The organism is Exiguobacterium sp. SH5S4, from assembly GCF_004337045.1.
GTDB lineage: Bacteria > Bacillota > Bacilli > Exiguobacteriales > Exiguobacteriaceae > Exiguobacterium > Exiguobacterium aurantiacum_A.
On sequence record NZ_SJUQ01000016.1, the window covers coordinates 1 to 23,171 of the forward strand.

Genomic DNA, 23,171 nt, shown 5'->3' on the forward strand with positions numbered 1-23,171 from the left:
TGGCGCGAAACAAAACGTCAGACCTGAAAGGCATGACGTTACAGAGCGTGATGGCGATCATCGCGGTAAACCTGAAGCGGATCATCACCCTCTCAAAAGAAAAAACAGGATAAGGGCAAGGAAAAAGAGCGATTGTCCCGACTTGAGTCGGTCCAATCGCCCTTTTTTCTGTTCACGCTCGGATAGAGCGGAGGTTTTTCAGTGCCCTCCTCTCGCAATCGGGTCTTTTTCAAAGTCTCGCTAACAGCTTTCCTTTTTGAAGTGTCGATACGTAAGCGCGCTTCGTAAAGACATCATGGTCGTTACTTCGGGCCGCATCTAATATACCTTCGTAGAGGAGCGCCGCGGCTTGGACCGGCTTTCGACTCGTCGCCGGATACAAGTGATGCGTCTCACGGGCACTGCGGTATAGCATTTCCGCCCGGTTGGCCATCGTCTCCCACACTTCAACGAACTGAGGTGTCACTTTCCGTTCAAACAGATCGGTCTCTGACATCGCGTGCTGCGCTAAGAGCGTACGCGGTACATAAATCCGGTCCCGGTCCAAGTCCTCACCGACGTCGCGAAGGATGTTCGTCAACTGCATAGCGATGCCGAGGTCGATCGCGCCTTGCTTCAGTTGTTGCCGCGCTTCCATGTTCGCGTCCGGGACAAGGATTGGTAACAACATCAAACCGACCGTGCTGGCCGCATAATAGCCGTACTGCTCCGTCTCTTCAAGTGTCGTGTAACGTGTCTTATGTAAATCCCACTTCATGCCTTCCGCTAACTCGAAGAACGGTTCGACGTCCATGTCATAGCGCTGCCAAACGTCGCGTAAAGCAATCCAAAGAGCGCCGTCTGGGTCGTTGCCGGCTAAAAAGCGGTCGAACTCCGCCAGAAATGCGGTCAAACTTTCCTCAGGATACGCTGACTCGTCGACCGCATCGTCTAACGTCCGGCAAAACGTATAGACCGCGGCGACAGCCTGGCGGTCCGGTTTTGAAAGCAGGGAGAAGGCCCGATAAAACGTGAGTGAGCCTTTCTTCATCACTTCTTCACATTGACGATACGCTTCTTGCCTCGTCATGGTACAATGCCCCCATTTCTTCTTCCATTCTTTTCACTAACAACTGTGAGCCGATCATCACGATCGGGACACCACCGCATGGATGTACGGAGGCACCGACGGCATAGAGCCGCTCGATTTGGGCGTATGGACGGGCTTGCGGCTTGAATGCTGCCGACTGTGAAAGTTTCGGGGCAATCCCAAAACTCCCGCCTTCGAACAACCCGAACCGTTCCGCGTCCATCGGTGTCCGGACTTTCATCTCGATGACACGGTCTCTAAATTTAGGGACCATCCCTTCGATCCGGGACACGAGACGTTCAATTGCCCCGCTCTGTTCAAAATCTTGTCGCTCTAACTTGCGCGGTACCGGCACAAGGACATAAAGCACACTCGTCCCAACTGGTGCGAGCGTCGAATCGATGAGCGACGGATTGAACGTATACATCGCAGGATACTTGCTCAGTTTACCATCTTCAAAGATCGTGCGCATCGACCCGGCAAAATCGTTCGGCAAATCGAACTGATGCACCGGGAGTTCGATCTCGCCGTCCACCGTGAAATAGAGGAGCAGCGTGCCGCTCGACGGTTCGTACGCTTTCGGCTTGATTCCATCAATTAGACGTTCCATGAGCGGGAAGTCTCCATTGACGACGACCGCATCATACGGATGAGGGACGCCATCGACGACGACGGCGTTGGCACGGCCGTCTTGGACGCGGACGCGTTCTACCGGCGTGTTCAGCTTGAACGTGACGCCCCGCTTCTTCAGCTCTTGTTCTAACTTCGTCGCAAGCGAGAAATATCCTCCTCGTACGTACCAGATTCCTTCTTCTTGCTCGCGATATGGGATCAAGCCGTACAGGGACGGCGTCTCATAAGGGTTGCCGCCGATGTAGAGCGTCTGCAGACTATAGGCGACCCGGAGCCGCTCATCTTTAAAGAACCGCTTCATGTTCTCATGAGCCGATTCATACGCTTTCAGGCGCATGAGCAACATGAGCAGTCTCGGCTCGAACAAGTCGGTCTTGCCTTTATAGCCACGGTTTAAAAACGTGTCAAAACCGATTTTGTATTCCTCGCGCTTTTGTCCCATGTAACGACGGAACGATTCACCTTCGCCGAAAAATCGTTCAATCTCTTCGGCTTGACGATCGATGTCGTGATATTTGTGAAACGTCGTCCCATCTTCGTAACGGAGGCGATAGAGCGGATCGACTTCGAGCAGTTCGAGTTCCTGTTCGGGAAACCCAGCTTCTTGCAGTTGGCTCTTCAGCTTGCTCGGCAACAAGACGATTGTCGGTCCTTCATCGATGCGAGCACCGTTCTCGAACTCGACATAGTTGAGCCGCCCACCGACCCGGTCCTCTTTCTCATAAATCGTCACTTGGGTCGATGGATGCTTATGAGTCCATAGCAAGGCGGCGTAAAGCGACCCGATACCGGCACCAACGAAACTGATGTTCATCGTCCGACACCCGCCCGGTCCCGAAGCAAGTTGGCCGTGATTCGTGCCGATTCAAAAATCGTCGGCAGTCCGCTGCCTGGATGCGTCCCACCGCCGACGAGCCAGACATGGTCGAGCTCTTCGAACTGATTGTGCGGACGGAAGTACATCATTTGCGACAAGTTATGTCCAAGGTTGAACGTTGCCCCTTCATAGACCCCAAACGCTTCCCAATCGTTCGGGGTGAGCGCCTGCATCACTTCGATATGGTCGCGGACGTTCCGGTAAGGCGAACGTGTCTCGAGTGCGTCCAAGACGAGTTCGGTCATCTTTTCCTCGAGCGTGTCCCAAGGAAGGTTTGACAGATTGTTCGGCACCGGTACGAGCACGTAGAGCGACGACTTGCCGGCTGGCGCGAGCGTCGGGTCGATCCGTGACGCGTTTTGAACGTAGAACGAGAAATCCTCGCTCAGCTTCAAGTCTTGCGTCATTTCTTTGACGTTGCGCTCATAATCATCCGCAAAGTGAATCGAATGGTGGCCGACCTCATCGTAGACGCGATCAAGTCCGAGGTAGAGCATGAACGTCGAGCAAGAATAGCGCTTCTTCTTCAACTGTTTCGGACTCCAGCGCGTTAGCGTATCGCTCGGTACGAGCGTCGTCATCGCATGGGCAAAATCCGCCCCTACGATGACTTCGTCAAACGCGTAATGGACGTTGTTCGCCACGAGTCCGTTGACACGTTTCCCGTCGAGCAATAGACGGTCGACTGCTTCACCTAACCGGATCGTCCCGCCTTCCTCCTCGATGACACGGGCCATCGCCGAACAGAGTTGGTTCACCCCGCCGATCGGATGATGGACGCCGTAAGCATGTTCCATATACGACAAGATCGAGAACCCACCCGGACAGTCCCAAGCCGACATCCCGAGGTACTTCGCTTGGAACGTGAACGAGTATTTGAGTTCTTCACTCGTAAAGTATTCAGACAGCACGTCGTATAGCGATTTTCCGATCGAGAGGAACGGCAACGCCTTCAAGACGCGTGTCGACACGTAATCCGTCAGCTTATCATGGGCGGTCTGGAGCACCGGCATGAGCTTCGATAGTTTGACCGCCTGGTCTGCCATGAATCGGTCGTATCCTTCGCCGTTGCCGGGGAACATCTCTTCAATCGATTGACGCATCTGGTCGCGGTCGGTCGTCATCGATAGCACGCTTTGTCCGCGATCAAAGTAAAGATCGTACATCGGTTCTAATCGCTTCATATCGACATAATCAGCCAAATCCCGTCCCGTCTCCTCGAACATCTCTTCAAGAATATACGGCATATTCAAAAAAGTCGGGCCACGATCGAACGCGAACTCCCCGACTTGCAGACGTGACGTCCGTCCACCGACAAACGGTTGTTTTTCAAATACAGTTACATCCACACCACGGCTCGACAAGATCATTGCGGCAGCAAGCCCACCTGGCCCGGCACCGATCACTGCGACTCTTTTTTCCGACACGTTGAACAACTCCCTATGTGAAAAGTCTCTTATACTTCTATTCTATTATAGAAATGACTGAACACAAGTTCAAATCTGAATCGGTTCGCTGTACGCTAGACGTTTCAATCTCCACGTTCGGCGATGACGATATACCAAGATCCTTCCGGAATAAACGGGACGAAACGTACTTTCTCGAAGCCGACCTGTTCCAATTGCCGGCGCAACTGACGAGTCGTCGGGAGCGGATGGAGGTTATCGTGGAGCGTCATAAACGCGTTGAACGCCGAAGCGAAGCGGGCGCCTAGCGGTGACTCCGCGAGCGGTGTGACGAGGACGGCGACACCTGCCGTATCAAGATTGCTGAGCATCCGCTCTAACAGTCCAATCCGCTGCTCGGGCGAGAAATAGTAAAGCATATTGTTCATCATGACGACATCGAACCGCTCGTCGTGATCCCATTCCATGAAATCGGCCACTTCGTAACGAATCTCACCCGTCTCATCTTGCTCACGTGCCTCTTCGATCACTTTTTGTTCGAGGTCGATCCCGGTCAACTTCCAATCCGGCTCAAGACCGTGGAGTTTCCGCAAATAGCCCCCGTGGCCGCATCCGATATCAAGCATCGTCTTGACGTCCGCTTGGCGGAGCAGCTGTTGGACGACCGGAAAAGCGACCGTTTCGACGAGCGTCGACGTTTGAGCGACGACTTTCCCGTGTGTCGCACCGTCGAACGTCTTCTGTTTGCCGGACTCTAAAAAGTCTGGGTAGGCGATGAGTGCCGGGATATGAAGTTCCATCATCTCTTGAAGCATGAATCCGATGCTGCGTTCGTCTTTGAGCGAGAGCTGATACCTCAAGCTACGCGTTGGAAAATAGCGCCATCCTTTCTTCTTCAAGTGGCGCACGGCGACCCCGACTTCTAACCAACGCTCGAGTGCGAGTTTCGTGAGCGGCTGCTTCAAGCGCAGCGTCATTTCAGCGAAGCTCGCCCCGCCTTGAAGCGCATCGAACAATCCGTATTTGTAGCCGATGTAGCCGTGCCATAACGGCAAGAACGATTCAGTTTGCTTCATCCATCTACGCGCATGTAATACACGCGACCATTCATTCGTTTGTTGATCCATCGTTTCACCTCATCATCGTTATTCCTGATTTTTTTATTTTCCCCTAATAATTTGCGGACAAACAAAAAAATCCCACTCCGATGTGTGAAGTGGGATGTGACTCAAATAAAGTTGCTGAAGAACGACTGACCGTACGGCAACGCGTAACCGATAAAGATCGTCACGAGTGACAGTGCCACGAAGCCGCCAAACATAGCGCCCGATGGTTTTCTTTTTTTCAAACGAATGAGCGTCATCTCACCGAAGATGAGTGCGAGTAATCCGATTGTGATTTTCACGTGGTAGAACATGCCGCCTCCGTTCAGTTGCAAGTACAAATAAAGTCCTGTACCGAACGCGATGAGCAACATGAGGCGAAACGCCATATGCGCGATCTTGCCGCTCTTATTTCCGTTCTTGTAGCCGATATAGGCGACAGCGAACAAGACGAGTAGTAAAATCCAACTCGTCACGTGCGTGTGTAGAAATGCTGTCAATGGCATTCAAAAATCCCCCTTTTGATTATGTACAACTACTATTGTACACGAACAAGCCACTTTTCGGTCAAGCCCGCATTTACACCACAAAAAAAGACGTGCCGGTCACGATTGAACGGCACGTCTCCTCCTCTTGTTTTGATCAAGCCGTCGTTTGTTCTTCTTCCCGAATAGCGTGTTCGAAGCTCGGAATCACAACGGTGAACGTCGAGCCTTTATGTTGGACGGACTCGACATGGATCTGACCGGCGTGACCGCGCACGATTTCTTGGCAGATCGGGAGACCCAGTCCCGTGCCGCCGATTTCACGACTATCTGAGTTGTCGACCCGATAGAACTTATCGAACAGACGATCGAGGGCGTCGCTCGGAATGCCGATCCCTTGATCCTTCACTTTAATCGAGATCGATTGGTCGTGATGGGCGAGCTCGACCGTGATCTTCCCGCCACGCGGTGAGTACTTCACGGCGTTCGAGAGCAAGTTGCTCATCAGCTGTTTGAACTTCTGACAGTCTGCGAACAGTTCGTACGGTCGGTCGTCGACCGTGACAAGCTCGAACTGGTGTTTCAATGACGACGCTTCGTAGAACGTCATCATGTCATGGATGACCGGCTCGATATCGAGCTGTTCCCGGTCATACATTTGGCTACCTGATTCCATGCGCTGTACGTCGAGGAAGTCGTTGACGAGATGCGTCAACCGCTCCGTCTCAGCGTGGATTGTCTGCAAATATTTCGCCTGTTTCTCGTTCGGCAACTGTTTCTTGACCATGAGCTCGGTGAACCCATAAATCGAAGACAACGGTGTCCGCAACTCATGCGAGATCGTCGAGATGAACTCGCTCTTCAAGCGCTCAGCCTCGGTCTCACTCGTAATATCACGGAAGACGAGCAGCGTCCCTTTCGACAATCCGCCGACGACGATCCGCTCGGCATACATCTGTAAGTTCATCTCCCCTTTACGGATCGAGAAGCTGACACTGTCGTGCGGGAAGTCGTCTGTGAACAGACGGTCTGTATACGTCATGAAGTCATCGTCTTGGTCGACCGTCGTCGCGATCGTCTCCCGCCACTCGTTCCAAGACAGTTCTGCGAGCTGACGCGATGTGATCGCATCGAGCTCTGGGAACATCTCGTAAAGCGGTCGGTTGACGAACACGTCATCGGTCGAATGTTCGACGTAAATGACAGCTTCACGGATTGAATCGAGAATCCGTTCGGTCTTGCCTTTTTCACGGGTCATCTCTTCAAATAGACGCATCCGAAGCAACGACAATGACAGCTGACGTGCGAACGACATGATATCGCCCATTTGCGTCTGCGTGAAGCGGTCTTTGTAACGGACGAGATAGATGAAGGCGATGATTGAATCATCCGTCGGGTCGTGGACCGGTACGGCCGTCTCGTACATGTAGTACGGATACGGCAGCGGATGGTCGCTTGCGACTTGTTTCGACGAATGGACTGTCGTCCGCAACGTCATCGCCCGCGTCAACACGGAGTTCTCGCTATCGAGCAATTTACGCGACAACGTCTCGTTCAGCCCGTGGCTCGTGATAGAGAACGAGCCTGTCGCATCGAGGAAGACGAGCGCCCCGACTTCTGAGTCGGTGATGGCGACAAGTTTCTCGATGATTTCCGGGTAAGCCGTCAACGAATCGCGAGCCGCGAGCGTCTCGGTCAATTCGTTTCGGTACGCCAAGTGCTGTTCGTTCTGTTGCGTCTGTTCCAAGATCTCTTCAAGCTCTTGTTGCTGCGCTTGCAGCTCTTCTTGCTGGGCGATCAATTCTTCTTGTTGTGCCTGCAACTCATGGTTCTTCTCAATCAAGTGACGTTCATTTTCACGGAGCGTCTCCGCCATCTTGTTGAACGAACGGGACATCGTCCCGATCTCGTCTTCGCGCTCCATTTGATCGCTCAAGTCGACGATCTCACCTTTCAGTAAGCGGTCAGATGCGACCGACAGGCGAGAGATCAGACGGGTTTGACGACGCAAGAACGGTTGGACGAATAGTAAAATCAACGCCGCGAACGAGAAGATACTCGCAATCCATAAGAACTGTAAAACATCATTGTTCACTTTCCAGTCGGCGTACACTCTGTTTTTCTCACTGTTCATCAACGCCTTGTAGTCCATGAGTGACGATTCGATCTGTTGGATCGGAGCGAGCGTATCGATACCGCGTTCCGGATCGTACGGTACGACGCCTTGCTCAATCAATCGTTCGGCTGTCGGCAACGTCAATATGGTTTCAGGATCAATCGTGCTCTCGGTGATTTCCCCGGACGCTCGCAGTTGACCATATTCCGCCGTGACCGGCATGATCACATTGAAGTAAAAATCGTGAAAGGCTTGTAAATCGGCTGCGAAAATCTCACCTTGTTTTGATTCGACAGCGGCCTTGAACCAGTTGATTTCTTGTTGGAACTCATTTTCTTTACTTTGGGCTCGCTCGAGCGCTTCCACATCACCAAACAGCAAGTAGCCTCGTGAGTCATACTGCGCGCTCTGCCATTCGTCCCAAAACGTATTCAATCGGTTGATTCGTTCATCGACTTGTTGGAGACGGGCTTCGTTCTCTCTGACCCGGGTTTCCATCTGCACGTACATGATCATCGATCCGACGAGCGCGAGCGCGAGGAACGAATACAGGACGGTCGTGATGTCACGTCCGAGTTTTTGTTTAAACCATTTATTCACTTAACGATGCCTCCTATGATCTTCACAAGTTCAAGCGGACTAAACGGCTTCGAAATGAAATAATCGACCCCAATCTCATTCGCGCAATCACGGTCAGATTGTTGGCTCTTCGCCGTCAACATCATCACTTTCGTATGTTGACGTCCCGGCAACTTCCTCACTTTCTCAATGACTTCAAGACCTGTCATTCCTGGCATCATATGGTCGACAATCACGAGGTCGTACTCGTTCTGTTCGATCAGCCGATAGGCTTCAAGACCGTCTGGCGCTTCATCAATGTCATATCCTTCGTCTTCTAACGTATCTAATACGAGCATGCGCAATACTTCTTCATCTTCTGCTAGTAGAATTTTCACCATGACGTTTCCTCCATTATTATCTCATTTCATTATTTTACCTAATCTATTTTGTAATCACAAAAATAAAAGATGCACGGTTTATAACCGTACACCTTTACAATCATATCGTCTACATTATAGTACAACAGTTTCCTGCAATTCCAAAGAATAAATGACCGTCGTCCCGACTTGGATATTCCAAATCGACTCGATCGCTTCGCGATAGAGCGACAGCTGAACAGTGTAGCGGTCACGAAGCAACTGTCTTGCCTCTTCTCGCGATGCACTCGTGAACAAGACCGAGTCCGATTTATAGTCGAGTAGGACGTACGTCTCACCATCGAAGAACAGGCAATCGATGATCCCTTGAATCAACACGTGCTCGTCCGTGAACGTCGCCGTCGGATTCACTCGCTCCGCGGGCACCGTATACGTGAACGGCAGCTCGCGCCATCCTCGTCCGGCTTGTAGCGCTTCAGACAGCGCCCGACCGATCTCCGAGTTGAAGAACGACTCGATTTCAGGCAGCGCCAGCCGTGCCGTCTCCGCCTCGATCGGACCGAGCATCCCATTATTTTCCCATCGGTCGATTTGTATGTCGAGCGGTTCAGTCGGCTCAAACAATTGGAAAATGAGATGGAGCGTCGTCCCGCGCTCGGCACCTGTCTGCTTCGTCTGCTTCCATTTCGGCTCCCGATACGGGGTATCGCTCGGGCGGAACGTGTCTTCGAACGCCGCTTGCTCGAGTTGCATCGCTCGTTTCAATTCCGTCACGGTCTGTTTCGCTGCCGTCTCGGTCGCGGCTTGGGCCGGATAACTGTACGAAAAGGCTCGATTGACGACTTGAATCGTCGCTTCTTCGTCTTTGACCGGAAAATCAATCGCCTCGAACTGTTGCACATGATGAAGCTGGGCCATCATCGCTTGGAGTGTGGCCACTTCCGCCAAATCGTCTTGTCCGATGATGCGATACGTCCAGTTCGTCGCTTCCCGTATCGGCGAAAAGACCGGTAAGCCCATCTCCTCGATGAACGGTACGGCGCCTTCTAGTTTGAGGAGCGCCGGCGCGACCCAGTCCAGATACGTCTTCGCCTCGCGTCGTGCGTCAGCGGATAACGTCTCACCCGTCGCTTCGACCTGCAGCCATTGGTTGATCTGTTTAACCGGTTCTGCGACCGTACCGACTAAGATCAATTTCTCTTTCGCCCGGGTCAGCGCGACGTACAAGACGCGCATCTCTTCGGCTTTCATCGTCGCATCGAGATCCCGACGGATCATCTCTTTCACGAACGTCTCGGTTCTCGTCCGTGTGACGACATCGATCGCATCGAGGGAGATGCCGTATCGTTTATGGAAGATGACACGTTGCATTTGATCACGTTTATTGAACTGTTTGCCGAGTTGGGCGACGATCGTCACCGGAAACTCGAGCCCCTTCGATTTATGGACCGTCATGATGCGGACGACGTTCTCTTCTTCTCCGAGTGAACGTGCTTCCGATAGATCTTCGCCGTTATCTTGGAGACGGTCCATGACCCGCAAGAAGCGATACAACCCACGGTAGCCGCTCCGTTCATAGGAGAGGGACCGGTCATAGAGCGCCTTCAAGTTCTCTTGACGCCCTTTCCCGCCCGGCAGTCCGCCGGCAAAATCATAAAACCCGGTGTCGTTGAATACTTGCTGAATCAACTCCGACAAGCTGTGGTTGCGGGCGAACGTACGCCATTCCGACAACTGATCGAGCACGTCTCCACATTTCAATCCAAGCTCGTCGTCATCGTCTGCTTTCGCCTTGAGTGCATCGAAAAACGACGCTTCCGACTCTAAGCGAATCTTGGCCAGCTCTTGATCGGTGAAACCAAACATCGGTGACCGGAGCGCCCCGGCGAGCGGGATGTCTTGGAGCGGGTTGTCGATCAACTTCAAGAGCGACAACATCATTCGAATTTCCGTCGCTTGGAAATAGCCGCCGTCCGAATCGGTATAAGCCGGGATATTATACTGTGTCAAAATATCCATCAGCTGCTCGACCCGCTCTTTTTTCGAACGGACCAAGATGACGATGTCCCGGTACTCACAGGAACGAAGCAATCCGGTCGCCTCGTCCGTCACTTTGAACGGCTCATCCCCAGAGACGAGCTCTAATATACGTGTGGCGATGGCACGGCCTTCAAGCTCCTGTTTCGACAAGTCCCGGCTTTCTCCGTTGACGATCAAAAGTTCAGGACTTGCCTCGAGCTCTTCATACGCCCGACCCGGTACGAGACGTGCCGCCTCGTCGTACTCGATCTCACTCACTTCTTCGTCCATCAACTGAATGAATAGGTCATTGATTCCGTGCAGCACTTCGGAGCGACTTCTAAAGTTTTGAGACAAGTCGATCCGTTGCCCCGACCCGGCTTGTTTGAACCGCGTCGCTTTCTCGATGAACAATCTCGGCTCGGCGTGCCGGAACCGGTAGATCGATTGCTTGATGTCCCCGACCATGAACAAGTTGCCGAGCTGTTCACTCTCATTGCTGACGAGGCCGATGATCGTCTCTTGGATCTCGTTCGTATCTTGATACTCATCGACCAACACTTCGGCGAATCGCTGTTTGTAGAGCGACGCGACCGAGGACGGGGCGTCCCCGTCCCGTAGTATGGCGAGCGCGTAATGCTCGAGATCACTGAAGTCGACGAAGGCGCGGTCCCGCTTGGCTTGCTCGTAAGCGGCCCCGAACGTTCGGACGGTGCGTACGAGCGTCTCGACGAGCGGGCGCTGTGACAGCAAGACGTCTAAATGATCAGCTCCGCTGACACTCGCTTGACCGACCGCATCGACAAGCCGTTTTTTCGCTTGGTCATAGGCCGGCTTCAACACCGTGTGATAGATGTGATGCTCGTCTTTTTTCTGGACCGATTTCATCGTCCCGAATTTAACCGCTCGGGACGCCGTCTCGAGTTCGCTCCATTTGAGCGTGTCTTCGTCGATGTTTTGGAACGGGAAAATCGCTTTGGACACATTTTCCGATTGCGCCTCGTAACCGGCAAGCCGGAGTTCGATCGCTACACGCCGGAGTTGACGAAGTGCCTTTTCAATATCGACCCAGAGCAACTGCCCGAACTCGACGAGCAACCGTTCCTCGTCAGGGTCGCCTTCAAACTGATAAAGGGAGACCAGCTCATCTAAATACGCTTCCGGATCCGGAAGGGTTCGCGCGTATTGATACAAACCTAGGATCAGCTCTTCGATTTCACTGTCACCACGGTCAGACGTATAGGCATCGACGAGCGCGAAGAAGGCATTGTCTTGTTTGCCATACTCTGCCTCGAGCACGTCTTCGAGCACATCGTCTTGCAAGAGCACCAAGTCCCGCTCCTCGGCGATCTTGAAGGCCGGATCGAGGTCGAGCAAGTAGTAATTCTCACGAATGACTTCTAAACAGAATGAATGAATCGTCGTGATGAGGGCCCGGTTCAGCATTTGCCGTTGTTTTCGTATATAGTCGTTTTCCGGATGTTCCCGCAGCGCCTGATCGAGCGCTTTGGCGATCCGTCGTTTCATCTCGGCCGCTGCGGCGTTCGTGAACGTCACGACGAGCATACGGTCCGCCGTCAACTCGTCCGCTTCATCGAGCAAACGGCTGGCGAGCCGTTCGACGAGCACGGCCGTCTTCCCTGAACCGGCTGCCGCCGAGACGAGTACATGAGACCCCCGTGCGTCGATGGCTGCTTGTTGATCACTCGTCCACTTCATCGGCGTCACCTCCTAATTTAAACAAAACTTCTTCTTTATCTAACTTTTTCAGCTGACGGGGCTCGTTGGCGAGCGCCTCGTCAAAATGACAGACACTTTGATACGGACACGTCTGGCACGGACGCCGCTCTTTATATTCATAAGGCTCGACACCGATTTTCCCATCATACATCGCCTCCACACTCGTCTCGGCAAGGTCGAGCGCATGGTCCATCAACTGCTCGAGCTGAGGAGGTGAGACGACTTTTTTCGTCGTGTTCGCATCGAGCGTCCCGTCTTTCTTATATTTGACCGGAATGACGATCGACTTTTTCTGATCCCCTCTCGCCGTCTTATCCATCACCTCAAGGATGGCTGGATCGTCGACGAGCAACCCTTGCATCTGATACGACTCGAGCACTTTCCGCTCGGTTTCGGCATCTGTCTCGGCCGGCGTGACGAGCGGTCGGTGGACGTGGAAATAAAGCGCGGCTGCAGGTGCCACGGAACCTTTCGCCCAAGCATCTGCCTGCTCGATCAACACTTTCAAATAGATGAGCATCTGCATCGCCAAACCATAATAAATCTCAGCGAAGTCGATCTCCCGTTTGCTCGACTTGTAATCGACGATGCGGACGTACAGCTGATCATGCACTTGTGCCGTATCGACCCGATCGATCCGGCCGACAAGTTCACACGTCGCCCCGTTGCTGAGCGTGAACGACACCGGCGGGAAGTTGCCGCTCCCGAACGCGAGTTCGAACGCGACGGGATCGAACCCGTCACGTTTCGACTGCTCGATCAATACTTCGGCCGTCTTACTGACGACGTCCGTCAGCTTTTTCTTCAAGTAACCGTAGCGGTTCGAACTCATCAAAATCGCATTTTGAATCTCCGGTGTGACGAGTTCGACAGCCAACTCCGCGAGTGAGGCGCATTGGTCGGGCGACACGTCACGCCATTCTTTCCCGTCCATCTTGACGGTTTGAGACATATGCTCGATCGTCCGATGGTACAAGTTACCGATGTCCGGTGCCTCGAGCCGATAGAGCCGCCGTTCTTTCAGACGCAAGCCGTAGTTCGCAAAATGACGGAACGGGCAGGCTTGGAACGTCTCGAGGCGGGACACACTCGCCCGAATCGAGTTCGTATAAAGGGACTTCGCGACCGAATCCGGTAACGGCTCGGGAACGTTTTGATAAAACAGCGCGCTCGTCAACAGTCGGATTCGCTCGCGTCCTTCCGGGTGCTTCAACAGTTCGTTGTACACCGTGAACCACGTCTCTTGAATCGGGTAGTGACGACTGAGCCGCTGCAACTCGAGCGCCGTCACGGCCGCTGTCTGATTCACGTTCGTGATGAAGGCGAGCTGATCTGTCGGGCGATGCTCTCCCGCTTCTGCGAAGTGGGTCTTGACGGCCTTGCCGTTACCGAGTCTCGCCTTGACGTCAGCGATGAAACTCGCCGGTTGAATCGCTTTCCCGCTCCGGTCGACGAGCGCGTAACTGACGTACAACCGGTCACTTGGCGCCGTCAATGCTTTATACAAGTAGTACGTCTCATCGTCGAACAAGTGCTCGGTCGCTTTCCCCGCCCGGACACCGTTCTCATGCATGAAGTCCATATCGTGGTCCGTCAACAGTTTCGATTGCGTCGCGACGAGTGGGATTTGATCTTCGTTGGCACCGAGTAAAAAGACGATTTTTTTATCAATCAAACGCCCCCGCACGTAATCGGTCACCGTCAATTGATCGAGTGACGGCGGGACGAGTGCATAGCGGAGGCTATCGAGGCCGGTGTCCATCATTTGCAGGAACAGTTCCGTCGAGAGCGTCTCTTCCGGCGCAGCCGCCTCGAGTTGCTCGAGAAGATGGAGGACGGCGTCCCATACTTGTGTATGTTCTCTTGCTTCAATCAGGCGTGATGCCTCAAGCGCTTCTTCGCGCCAATGGGCAAGGCATGACGAGACGTCGATTCGTTCTAGAAAAGCGTAAATAGCGTGCGTGTAAGCCTGCATCGTCTTGGCCGCTTTCAAGTCGGCGAGGAGTGGATCGAACGTTTCGATGACGGTTTGACGATAGGTGTTGAGTGCCGTCTCTATATCGAGTTCTTCCCCCGTCAACTTGGCCTCATCTTCGGCCCGGCGTTTTAATTGCCACTCGTCATGCCAGTGATAATGTTTGATGCCCCGCTCAATCACGAACGCCTCGAGCCGATCGACAGACGTACGCCGATGTTCTCGGTCGAGCAAGATCAGCTCAGTCTTCAACGCGCGGAATAAAGCTTCTTCCCGGTAGCCGCGGAGCGCGACTTCGATCGTCGCCTTCAACAACTCGACGACCGGATGATCAAGCATCGGCTGCCGTTCATCCAGGAAGAACGGCAAGTTCATTTTTTGAAGCGCTTGTGACGCCAAATCTCCATATTCTTCAAGTGACCTTGAGATGAACACGATGTCTCGGAAGCGGTAGCCGTCTTCGCGGACGAGTCGTGTGACCTCGCGTACAGCGGCCGCCACTTCCACGGTCCGGTCGACGGCCGCATTCAAGGCGACTTGGTTATCCGGCCGCGTATACGGCGCTGCCGTCACTTGACCGAACGTCGCCTCGAGATAAGCGAGACTCGGATGTTTAAAGCGATGCACCCCATGATACAGTTCATCCGTCGATGAAAGTTGACGTTCTGAGAGCAGCTCTTTAAAGCGCATCAGCGTCCGCTGTGTCGGTCCGAACAACGGGTTCGGGCGATAGAGCGAGTCCGGGTCGACAGTCAACAAGACGTCCAGCGGCGCCTTCTCGGCTAAAGCGACGAGCACCGCGAGCTCTTGTTCCGAAAACTCGTTGAACCCGTCCACATAAAAGTGAGTCCCTGTTAAATCGACTTCCGGTAACAACTGCAACATCACTTTGAAGTAGTCTTCGGCGTGAAGCGTTTTGCCGGCCGTCATCGTCAAAAAGCCCTCATAGAGGATGGAGAGGTCTTGTAGTTTCAAGGCCCGATGTTGGTCTTGCTCGCTCAGGCGAAGCAACTGCTCCGGCTCGACGAGGCCGCGTTTCAACATCGTGATCAACTCGTTCAGTTCTTCGTAAAACCCGTACTGGTTCATCGTGCGCCGGAACAGCGTCAGCCGTTCCTCGTTCATCTCGACGACACGCCGTAACAAAAGATGGGTCCCTGTCTGGTCTAAAAACTGCTCGGTCGCGACACCGTGATCGCGCATGATCAAGAATGCGAGACGGCGCATCGACAGCACTTGAATCCGCGTCGATCCGTTTAAACCGTCTGTCATCGCCATCTTCCGTTCCATTTCAAACGACATTTGGTCTGGGACAAGCATATAGATGGTCGGGCCGCTCGGATCGCGCTTCAGCTCTTGAATGACTTGATTGATCATCCGCTCGCTCTTACCGCTACCCGACCGTCCGACATGAAAAGTGACCGTCATTTAGGCGAACACCCCTTCCCTTTTTCTTTTATTATGACGTATCGCTTGCTGTTTGTAGAGGGAAACCTGCCGGCTACCTTGCAAGAAAAAAACACAGCCTTCTCGTATCCCATTCCTTCGAAAATCGATTAGACTGAACGTATGAGGGGGAATACTATGAGTGCATATGAACAATTCGGAGGCGAACGCGGCGTCCAGCAGCTCGTCGACGCTTTTTACGAACTCGTTTACGCTGATCCCGTACTGTTGCCACTGTTTCCAGACGACAAAGACCGGGTAAAACAACATCAGTTCGAATTTCTGACGCAACTGCTCGGGGGACCAAAACTGTATACAGAACGCCACGGCGGCGGCAACCTGGCGATGATCCACCGCGATCACCCGATCTCAGAAACACATGCCGGTCATTGGCTCGGGTGCATGGAACAAGCGCTCAAGACGGTCGAGGCACCGGAAGCGATCAAGCGACAGTTGTTTCAACGTCTGATCATGTCGTCGTCAAACGTCATCCGCGTCTGCTCGCACCATTTTGAGTAGTCATCATTTAAAAAAGCGGGTATGATAGGAAAGTAAGCAAAGGAGGTCGGTTTTCATGACAGAAGAAGAGAAAAAAGAGGCCGTTTCAGCTAAAGAGGAAACGGAAGAAGTAGAACCTACGGCAGTCCTCGCCGAAGTCCTTGAAGAGGATGAGGAAGAAGCTTTACCCGAAGAAAAGAACATGGACCACATCAAAGGTGTGTTCAACTATACACAAAAGAACGGACGGGAATATCGTGTCGTCTTTTATCACGACCGTAAAAACCTCGTGTTCCGTGAACTTGGAAACGGGAAAGTCGAATTTGTCGGGCGTTTCACAGATGATGCCTACGATGAAGAGAACGAAGCAGAGATGCAGAAACTCGGCGAGAAACAGCTCAAGCGGATCCTTGCCGATCGACTCAAATAAAAAAATCGCCCGCGGGCGATTTTTTTATTGTTTCTTGTTTCGTTTTTTCTTGCGAAGCGCGTAAATCACTCCGGCGATTCCTCCGGCGACGGCGATCCCAGCCATCGCAGGCACGAGGATTTTCTTCGTCGGAAGCATCTTTTTGACACGTTCGTACGGTGTCGGAACCGACAATTCGAGTTGAACGGCCGTCTCACCGTGACCGTTCGCCCGTGCTTTGCGGGCCGCGTCCGTCACGACGACACGTCCTGTCGTATAGCGGCGGTTTCCATGTTCATCCGTGTAAGGCCGGCGAACCCGCTTGACGTCTGTTACCGTCTTTCCACGAGCGGCATCCGGCCGGACGACACGTTCGCTCGTCCATGTGCGGGCACCGGTCGCGCTATAGGCCGGACGAATCTTACGACGATTTAACCAAGTGTATGAATCGTTCATCTATATTCCCTCCAATATGCTGAAGTATCTCTTCATATTATACCCATACAACATCTGACGAAAACATCAGTCTTGACGAGACAAACAAACAGGCGCCCGGTCCTAATTTGGACCGGGCGCCGATTCGTTTGCTGATCAATCCGTGAACGGTTTATCCCGATGGCGACGTTTCGCCAAGATCAAGTAATAGGCCGGAACAAGGACGAGTGTCAGTACGGTCGAGAACAGAATTCCCGACACGATACAGATGGCGAGCGGTTTGAAGAGCGGGTCTTCACCGAACGCGACCGGCAGTAACGCGACGACCGCCGTCAACGCCGTCAGGAGAATCGGACGGATCCGAGCACGTCCCGCCTCGTATACCGCCGTCGTGACCGACATTCCACTACGAATCCCTTGCTCGATGAATTCGAACAAGACGACCGCGTTTCGAACGACGATTCCGGCAAGTGAGACCATCCCCATCGATGCCATGAAGCTAAACGGCGTCTGCGTGATGAACAGCCCGACGACCGCACCGGCAATCGCCAAGTAAATCGTGAACAAGACGAGAAGCGGTAATGAAAGTGAATTGAACTGGAATGCGATGATTAAGAAAATCAAGAACAAGACGACGATAAACAACGTCGCGAGTTCAACGAAGAACTCATTTTGCGTATCGCTCGCTCCCGACTGTTCGAACGAGATGCCATCACTCGTCAAGTCTGATTTTGCGTCATCGAGAATCTGTTCAACATCTTGTTTAAACGCATCTTCGTCCATCCCTTCAGTCGAATAGATTTGAAGCGTGACGATCCGCTCCCCGTTCTCACGCGGAATCTGTTGGATCTGTTCAGTCGTCGTTTCGGTGACGAACGTACTGAGCGGTGCGACCGGCGGACCGGCTTCCGTGTCGACCGGGATAAGAATCTCGTCAAGGGCGAGCGCCTCGCGGTTTGCGACCGCATCGACGACGATTTTCACATCGCGTTGTTCGACACCATCGTCGAACGTACCAATCGGGATGCCGTCCGTGACTAACCGGATCTGATCGCTAATTGCTTTCGCGGTCACTCCAGAGGCGGCCATCGCTTCGCGGTTCAATTCGTACGTGAGTGTCTGGAACGGTTCTTTAATGTTATCGAGCACGAGCGCGCCATCGATGTCTTCGAGGTCTGCCTTGACCGTATCACGTGCCGCGACAAGTTCTTCGATCGTTTCACCGCGCATTGTGAATTCTACCGGGGCAGACGTTGGTGGTCCCTGCTGCTGCGTATCTAAGAAGATTTCAGCGTCCGGATAGTTTTCACGTATTTGCGACGTGTACTCATCAATCAACTGAATCGCATCGATTTGTTCGTTGTCGACTCGGACGACGACTTGTCCTGCATTGTCACCCGACTGATTGAGTCCACCGGTGAACAAGCTTGGAAGCCCACCGCCAGCGAAAATGGCGGTCTCGGTAACACCGTCAATCTGTTGGAATTCGGCTTCGATCTGTTGGAGGCGACGTTCTGTTTCCTCTAAGTCAGTTTGAACCGGGAACGTAACGCTCGTCACGACTTCTGGCCGGTTCGCAGCCGGGAAGAACTCGAACGGTGTCAACAGAATCAGCCCGTATAGTGCCGTCGTGATGACAAATCCGACCAACCCGAACGTCCACGGCCGTTTGGCGACGACCGGGAGCAACCGATCCGCATAAAAATTACTGAGACGGTTGAGCGGTCCGCCGAGCCATCCTGGCTCCCGCTTCGACACTTTCACTTTCTTCCGGTTCAACCAATACTGTGCGATCGGCACGAGCGTCAAACTGATGACCATCGATGCGAGCACCGACAAGGCGAGTACTGTCGGTAACGCTCGGATAAAGTTCCCGTTCGCGCCTGACAAGAGTGTCAGCGGTAAGAACGCGAAGACGACGGCGAGCGTCGACGTGACGATCGATCCCCATACTTCTTTCGTTCCGCGAACGGCACCGACCATGGCTGTATCGCCTTTCCGGTAGCGACGCAAAATGTTGTCGTTGACGACGATCGCGTCATCGACGAGAATACCGAGCGCGATGATCGCCCCGATGATCGAGATTTGGTTCAAATCGACTCCCGTGAAGCGTAGCGGGATGAGTGCGATCAAGAAGGACAACGGAATCGCCAAGCTGACGATGAGTGACCCTGTGAACGTCAACCCAATCGTCGTGACGACGATAACTGCGATCATGGCGATGATGAATTCTTTCGTAAGTGACGAGAAGATCGCATCGACCGCTTTCGCTTGATCGTAATAAGTAACGAGTTCGACTCCGTCTAAGTCTCCCACTTCAGAAGCGACGACTTCATCGACGCGTTGTTGCAGCGTCGGGATGTCTTGACCTGGCTCGATTGTCACCGTGAGCGAGATTGCCGGTTCGCCGTCGAGTGAGACGAGGTCGGTGACTGCTTTTGTCGTCTCTTCGACCGTACCGACATCGGCAAGGCGGACGGGATCGCCGTCGACAGAACCGACGATGACTTGATCCATGTCGTTGACGTTCGTCAAGTTATCGATCGCCAATTGATAAATACCGTCGTCCGTCGATTGGCGACCGAGCGGTGTCGTCTTATATTCTTCGTTGATTGCCGTCAAGACGTCTGGGAATGCGAGTTGGCGTTCCCCAAGCGCTTCGGAATCAAGTGAGACGACGAATTCTGTTTCCGGGAGCCCTTTGATCGTGAACCCGGTCACACCATCTGTTCGTAACAAACGGTCTTCTAGCCGTTCGACCTGTTCTCGAACCGCTTCAAGCGACTCGCGGTCGCTCGACGTCAACAAATAGGAAGCGACCGGAAGCTGACCGATCGAATCGTTGACCGTCGGTGCTAAGGCGTTGTCAGGTAACCGAGGCGCCGCGTCTGAGATTGCCTGCCTCACGTTCGCTTGCAGCTCGCCTTGATTAAATCCGTCTTCATACTCGACGGTGATATTCGAGAACTCCGACGCCGACAGCGACGATACGTTCTCCACCCCTTCAAGCCCTCTTAACTCGGTTTCAAGGATGTTCGTGACGTTCCGTTCGACCGTCTCAGCGGTCGCCCCTGGATATGGGGTCTGAATGAGAATGATATTGACGCTAGTCTCTGGGATTTCACGTTTCGGGAGCTGGAAAAACGTGAGTACCCCGACGACGATTGCAACGAGTAAAAATACAATCATCAATTTTCCTCGCTCAATCATTTTCTGAAAAAACATATTGACCCCTCGCTTTCGGATGATGTGCAAATACACATATGAACTATTCTTCTTTATCATAGAGGGGTTTGAATCGGTTTTCAATCCTTAAACGTGATGCAATGTGCTACTATGGAAACGTTTTTGGAACGCATACGATAATTCAATCGACCGCTGCTTCTGCCGTTGGACCGTATGATCGGAGACAGGGACTTGAATCGATTCCCCGGTCAGAAATTGAATCCGGGTCCCGTTGCCAAACTTTTTGATGCCCGTGACATGTTGAAAATTGATCCACGCACAATCAGGACTCTCTTTGGCGATCGTCGGGAAAAAGACGGCATCGGCGTGCCAATCCATGACGACAGGGGTTTTTCGATGAGGACCAAGCACGTGACGGGCCGCTTCGATTCGCCCTTGGATACTCGATCCATAATAGAGACAAGCCGATTCGAGCAAGTGAATCGGCGAACCTTTCAGACGGTGCACGCCATCAGGCTGATAGACGAGTGTCTCGGCCTCACCGTACTCATTAAATACCGGAACCAACGCTCTTGTATCATTCGTCAACTGTGTCATCTGTTCTTCCTCCAAAACGTATGATATGACTTACACGTTATTCATAACAAGTTCCTTAAACGTATGCAAATGGCTCGGCGACATTTCCCACTAAAAAAACCAGCCGTTCGCAGGCTGGTTTTTAAAATCTGTCATCCGTTTTTAATTTTTGTGTGTCTTTCAGGTGGGGGAAGTGGAATTGGACAGCAACTCCGTCGTTTGTATTACCCAAGGTAACGGTCCCGCCATGGAGGGTCACGATGCGTTGGACGATAAACAAGCCGAGACCGAACTTGCCTTGTTTCCCACGGGAGAATTGATGGAACAGGTCAAGGTTTTCATCGACCGACGGGCCATCGTTTTTAATGACGATGTCGATTCCTGCATCCGTTCGTTCGAGTTCGACCTGAATCGTCGACTCGGCGTAACGAATCGCATTGTCGAGCACGTTTTCGAGCGCGACCCGAACCTGTTCCCCGTCACCGAGCATCTCGCCCGCGTGTCCGGTCAACGTCCACTCGAGGTTACCACGGAGCTTGAAGCGGTCGATGAGCAATTCGACCAACTTATCGAGGTTGATCGGATCAAGCTTCATCTCCTGCCCTTTGAAATACTCCAACTTGGTGACGTATAACAAGTCGACCACTTTTTTCTCGAGACGCGATGCTTCTTCATCAATGACTTCGGCCGACCCTTTCAAGTCTCCGGTCGGATAGATGCCGTCCCCGATTGACTGGGCATAGCCGCGAATGACCATGATCGGCGTCTTCAAATCGTGAGAGATGTTTTGTAAGAGCGCCTGTTGCGCCAAATCTTGCTCTTGCAGTTCTTGGCGCATCGCGTCGATCGACCGCGCCAATTGCCCGAGCTCGTCTTCCCTGGCGAGTGGTAACACCGTCTCCCATTGGCGGTTCGATATTTTCTCAACGGCCCGTTCCATCTCGACGATCGGCTTCGTCAACTCTCTCGACATCCAAAGGGCCGGGATGAGTGATAGGAGGCTGATGACACCAATTAAAATCGAGATACGCCAGAACAATGTCGAGACGAGCTCACGGCGATAAGCGTCCCAGGCGTACGACGCCTGGTAGATGAGGGCACCGTCATATTCGTTTTGACGAATCGTATAGTAGACGTCTTCCCCATCGATCGTCGTCTGATATTTGGCGACCTCACTCGTCTGTTCGAGCGCCTCTTGATACATCCGATTCGTCAGCTCGAGCGGGGCCGAGCCGTAAATGATGCGTCCGTTCGGCAAAAAGATAAGCTGATTGACCGAACGTGATTCTTGTTGACGCCGATCGTACTCGATCGGGTTGCTCGGAATATTTTCGAGCTCGTTCGTATTTCCGAGGTAATAATCGACATCTTGAAGCGTCTCATACACTTGTTCATCGATGAACTGCGTGATCGAGGAGCGGACCGTCAACAAGATCATCAACGCCAAGGTGACGATGATGAGCAAAATCAATACCCAGATTTTCCACATGAGCCGTTTCGGCTTAAGATCGTGAAGTCTCATGGCTTAACGAGTCGATAACCGATCCCATACAGCGTCTCAAGTTCGAGTCGGTGCAACTTCTTCCGTAAGCGTCGGACCAAGTCATCGACGACACGGTCTGAGCCGAAATAGTCGCGACCCCAAACGCCTTCTAATATTTGCTCACGCGACAGCGCCGAGCCCGGATGCTCGAGGAAGAGCAATAACAAATCGAACTCTTTGGACGTCAAATCGATATCATCCGCAGCATGCTTGATCAGTCGTTTGTCCGGATAAATCGTGTATTCCCCGTACTCGATATGTTCGTTCGATTTCGACCCGTACACCCGATCGATCAATTTTTTGACCCGGATGACGAGCTCGCGCGGTAAGAACGGTTTGGCGATGTAGTCATCCGAACCCATCTCCAGTCCGATGATTTTATCGATGTCCTCATCACGGGCCGAAATGAAGATCGTCGGTGTATTGGCGTTCGTCGCCTTGATTTGCTTCAACAACTGAAAGCCATCGAGGTCCGGTAGCATAATATCGAGCACCCATAAGTCAGGTTCGTCTTGAATCGCGGCTTGGGCTGATACACCATCCGTGAACGAACGGACTTGGTAGCCTTCTTGCTCTAAATACGTGACGAGCATTTTGTTTAAATTGACCTCATCATCGACTAAATAGATCGTGTACATTTTAGTCACCTCTGCAACATTTTTCACTATCATATCAAACAATTGTCGACGAATGATGGGAAATCACTCGTTTTGAGCC

16 protein-coding genes are annotated in these 23,171 nt (G+C 52.8%); 2 read left to right on the forward strand and 14 right to left on the reverse strand.

Going from position 1 to position 23,171, the window contains the following annotated elements:
* Positions 1-229 precede the first annotated feature (229 nt).
* From EVJ32_RS09845 to addB, 9 genes are all read right to left on the reverse strand, one after another.
* Positions 230-1,069 carry a phytoene/squalene synthase family protein gene (locus tag EVJ32_RS09845; protein WP_131458097.1) on the reverse strand — a complete coding sequence of 280 codons (840 nt, stop codon included), beginning with the start codon at positions 1,067-1,069 and terminating at the stop codon, positions 230-232.
* Positions 1,038-2,516 (reverse strand): phytoene desaturase family protein, encoded by a 1,479-nt coding sequence (locus tag EVJ32_RS09850; protein ID WP_131458098.1) that lies wholly within the window; start codon positions 2,514-2,516, stop codon positions 1,038-1,040. Before EVJ32_RS09850 ends, EVJ32_RS09845 begins: the two co-directional genes overlap by 32 nt.
* A complete protein-coding gene (locus EVJ32_RS09855) occupies positions 2,513-4,006 on the reverse strand; it encodes a phytoene desaturase family protein (RefSeq protein ID WP_131458099.1) in 1,494 nt (497 codons plus the stop codon). Before EVJ32_RS09855 ends, EVJ32_RS09850 begins: the two co-directional genes overlap by 4 nt.
* A gap of 104 nt (positions 4,007-4,110) precedes the next feature.
* Complete coding sequence (locus EVJ32_RS09860; protein WP_131458100.1) at positions 4,111-5,112, reverse strand: class I SAM-dependent methyltransferase; 1,002 nt, start codon at positions 5,110-5,112, stop codon at positions 4,111-4,113.
* A 101-nt stretch (positions 5,113-5,213) separates the two neighbouring features.
* Entirely contained in the window at positions 5,214-5,594 is a 381-nt protein-coding gene (locus EVJ32_RS09865; protein ID WP_131458101.1) for a YisL family protein, read from the reverse strand.
* A gap of 136 nt (positions 5,595-5,730) precedes the next feature.
* On the reverse strand, positions 5,731-8,289 hold the full coding sequence (locus tag EVJ32_RS09870) for a sensor histidine kinase (protein WP_131458102.1): 2,559 nt from the start codon (positions 8,287-8,289) through the stop codon (positions 5,731-5,733).
* The gene (locus tag EVJ32_RS09875; protein WP_070327845.1) at positions 8,286-8,648 is read right to left on the reverse strand and encodes a response regulator; all 363 of its coding nucleotides are present in this window, start codon (positions 8,646-8,648) and stop codon (positions 8,286-8,288) included. Before EVJ32_RS09875 ends, EVJ32_RS09870 begins: the two co-directional genes overlap by 4 nt.
* A gap of 114 nt (positions 8,649-8,762) precedes the next feature.
* Entirely contained in the window at positions 8,763-12,365 is a 3,603-nt protein-coding gene (gene addA / locus EVJ32_RS09880; protein ID WP_131458103.1) for a helicase-exonuclease AddAB subunit AddA, read from the reverse strand.
* A complete protein-coding gene (gene addB, locus EVJ32_RS09885; RefSeq protein ID WP_131458104.1) occupies positions 12,349-15,789 on the reverse strand; it encodes a helicase-exonuclease AddAB subunit AddB in 3,441 nt (1,146 codons plus the stop codon). Before addB ends, addA begins: the two co-directional genes overlap by 17 nt.
* 156 nt (positions 15,790-15,945) lie before the next feature.
* Between addB and EVJ32_RS09890 the strand changes: the two genes are divergently transcribed.
* Together EVJ32_RS09890 and EVJ32_RS09895 are read left to right on the forward strand one after the other, a co-directional pair.
* A complete protein-coding gene (locus EVJ32_RS09890) occupies positions 15,946-16,326 on the forward strand; it encodes a truncated hemoglobin (RefSeq protein ID WP_131458105.1) in 381 nt (126 codons plus the stop codon).
* 55 nt (positions 16,327-16,381) lie between these two features.
* The gene (locus EVJ32_RS09895; protein WP_070327849.1) at positions 16,382-16,735 is read left to right on the forward strand and encodes a hypothetical protein; all 354 of its coding nucleotides are present in this window, start codon (positions 16,382-16,384) and stop codon (positions 16,733-16,735) included.
* Positions 16,736-16,759: 24 nt separating this feature from the next.
* Here the strand turns inward: EVJ32_RS09895 and EVJ32_RS09900 are convergent, their stop codons facing one another.
* The 5 genes from EVJ32_RS09900 to EVJ32_RS09920 all read right to left on the reverse strand — a co-directional run bounded on the left by EVJ32_RS09900 (position 16,760) and on the right by EVJ32_RS09920 (position 23,092).
* The gene (locus EVJ32_RS09900) at positions 16,760-17,170 is read right to left on the reverse strand and encodes a hypothetical protein (protein ID WP_131458106.1); all 411 of its coding nucleotides are present in this window, start codon (positions 17,168-17,170) and stop codon (positions 16,760-16,762) included.
* Between the two features lie 135 nt (positions 17,171-17,305).
* A complete protein-coding gene (locus EVJ32_RS09905; RefSeq protein WP_370276250.1) occupies positions 17,306-20,434 on the reverse strand; it encodes an efflux RND transporter permease subunit in 3,129 nt (1,042 codons plus the stop codon).
* A 27-nt stretch (positions 20,435-20,461) separates the two neighbouring features.
* Positions 20,462-20,932, reverse strand: a complete 471-nt coding sequence (locus EVJ32_RS09910) for a competence protein ComK (RefSeq protein WP_070327851.1) — start codon at positions 20,930-20,932, stop codon at positions 20,462-20,464.
* A gap of 121 nt (positions 20,933-21,053) precedes the next feature.
* Complete coding sequence (locus tag EVJ32_RS09915) at positions 21,054-22,400, reverse strand: sensor histidine kinase (protein WP_233589622.1); 1,347 nt, start codon at positions 22,398-22,400, stop codon at positions 21,054-21,056.
* Between the two features lie 29 nt (positions 22,401-22,429).
* Positions 22,430-23,092: a response regulator transcription factor gene (locus EVJ32_RS09920; RefSeq protein ID WP_070327853.1), complete on the reverse strand. Its 663-nt coding sequence runs from the start codon at positions 23,090-23,092 to the stop codon at positions 22,430-22,432.
* Between the last annotated feature and the right edge of the window lie 79 nt (positions 23,093-23,171).

Excerpts from the sequence above, each read along its gene's own strand:
- EVJ32_RS09900 (WP_131458106.1), bottom strand. The coding sequence starts at position 17,170 with ATGAACGATTCATACACTTGGTTAAATCGTCGTAAGATTCGTCCGGCC.
- EVJ32_RS09845 (WP_131458097.1), bottom strand. The coding sequence starts at position 1,069 with ATGACGAGGCAAGAAGCGTATCGTCAATGTGAAGAAGTGATGAAGAAA.
- EVJ32_RS09915 (WP_233589622.1), bottom strand. The coding sequence starts at position 22,400 with ATGTGGAAAATCTGGGTATTGATTTTGCTCATCATCGTCACCTTGGCG.
- EVJ32_RS09875 (WP_070327845.1), bottom strand. The coding sequence starts at position 8,648 with ATGGTGAAAATTCTACTAGCAGAAGATGAAGAAGTATTGCGCATGCTC.
- EVJ32_RS09860 (WP_131458100.1), bottom strand. The coding sequence starts at position 5,112 with ATGGATCAACAAACGAATGAATGGTCGCGTGTATTACATGCGCGTAGA.
- EVJ32_RS09910 (WP_070327851.1), bottom strand. The coding sequence starts at position 20,932 with ATGACACAGTTGACGAATGATACAAGAGCGTTGGTTCCGGTATTTAAT.
- EVJ32_RS09895 (WP_070327849.1), top strand. The coding sequence starts at position 16,382 with ATGACAGAAGAAGAGAAAAAAGAGGCCGTTTCAGCTAAAGAGGAAACG.
- EVJ32_RS09920 (WP_070327853.1), bottom strand. The coding sequence starts at position 23,092 with ATGTACACGATCTATTTAGTCGATGATGAGGTCAATTTAAACAAAATG.
- EVJ32_RS09905 (WP_370276250.1), bottom strand. The coding sequence starts at position 20,434 with ATGATAAAGAAGAATAGTTCATATGTGTATTTGCACATCATCCGAAAG.
- addA (WP_131458103.1), bottom strand. The coding sequence starts at position 12,365 with ATGAAGTGGACGAGTGATCAACAAGCAGCCATCGACGCACGGGGGTCT.
- EVJ32_RS09890 (WP_131458105.1), top strand. The coding sequence starts at position 15,946 with ATGAGTGCATATGAACAATTCGGAGGCGAACGCGGCGTCCAGCAGCTC.
- addB (WP_131458104.1), bottom strand. The coding sequence starts at position 15,789 with ATGACGGTCACTTTTCATGTCGGACGGTCGGGTAGCGGTAAGAGCGAG.
- EVJ32_RS09850 (WP_131458098.1), bottom strand. The coding sequence starts at position 2,516 with ATGAACATCAGTTTCGTTGGTGCCGGTATCGGGTCGCTTTACGCCGCC.
- EVJ32_RS09865 (WP_131458101.1), bottom strand. The coding sequence starts at position 5,594 with ATGCCATTGACAGCATTTCTACACACGCACGTGACGAGTTGGATTTTA.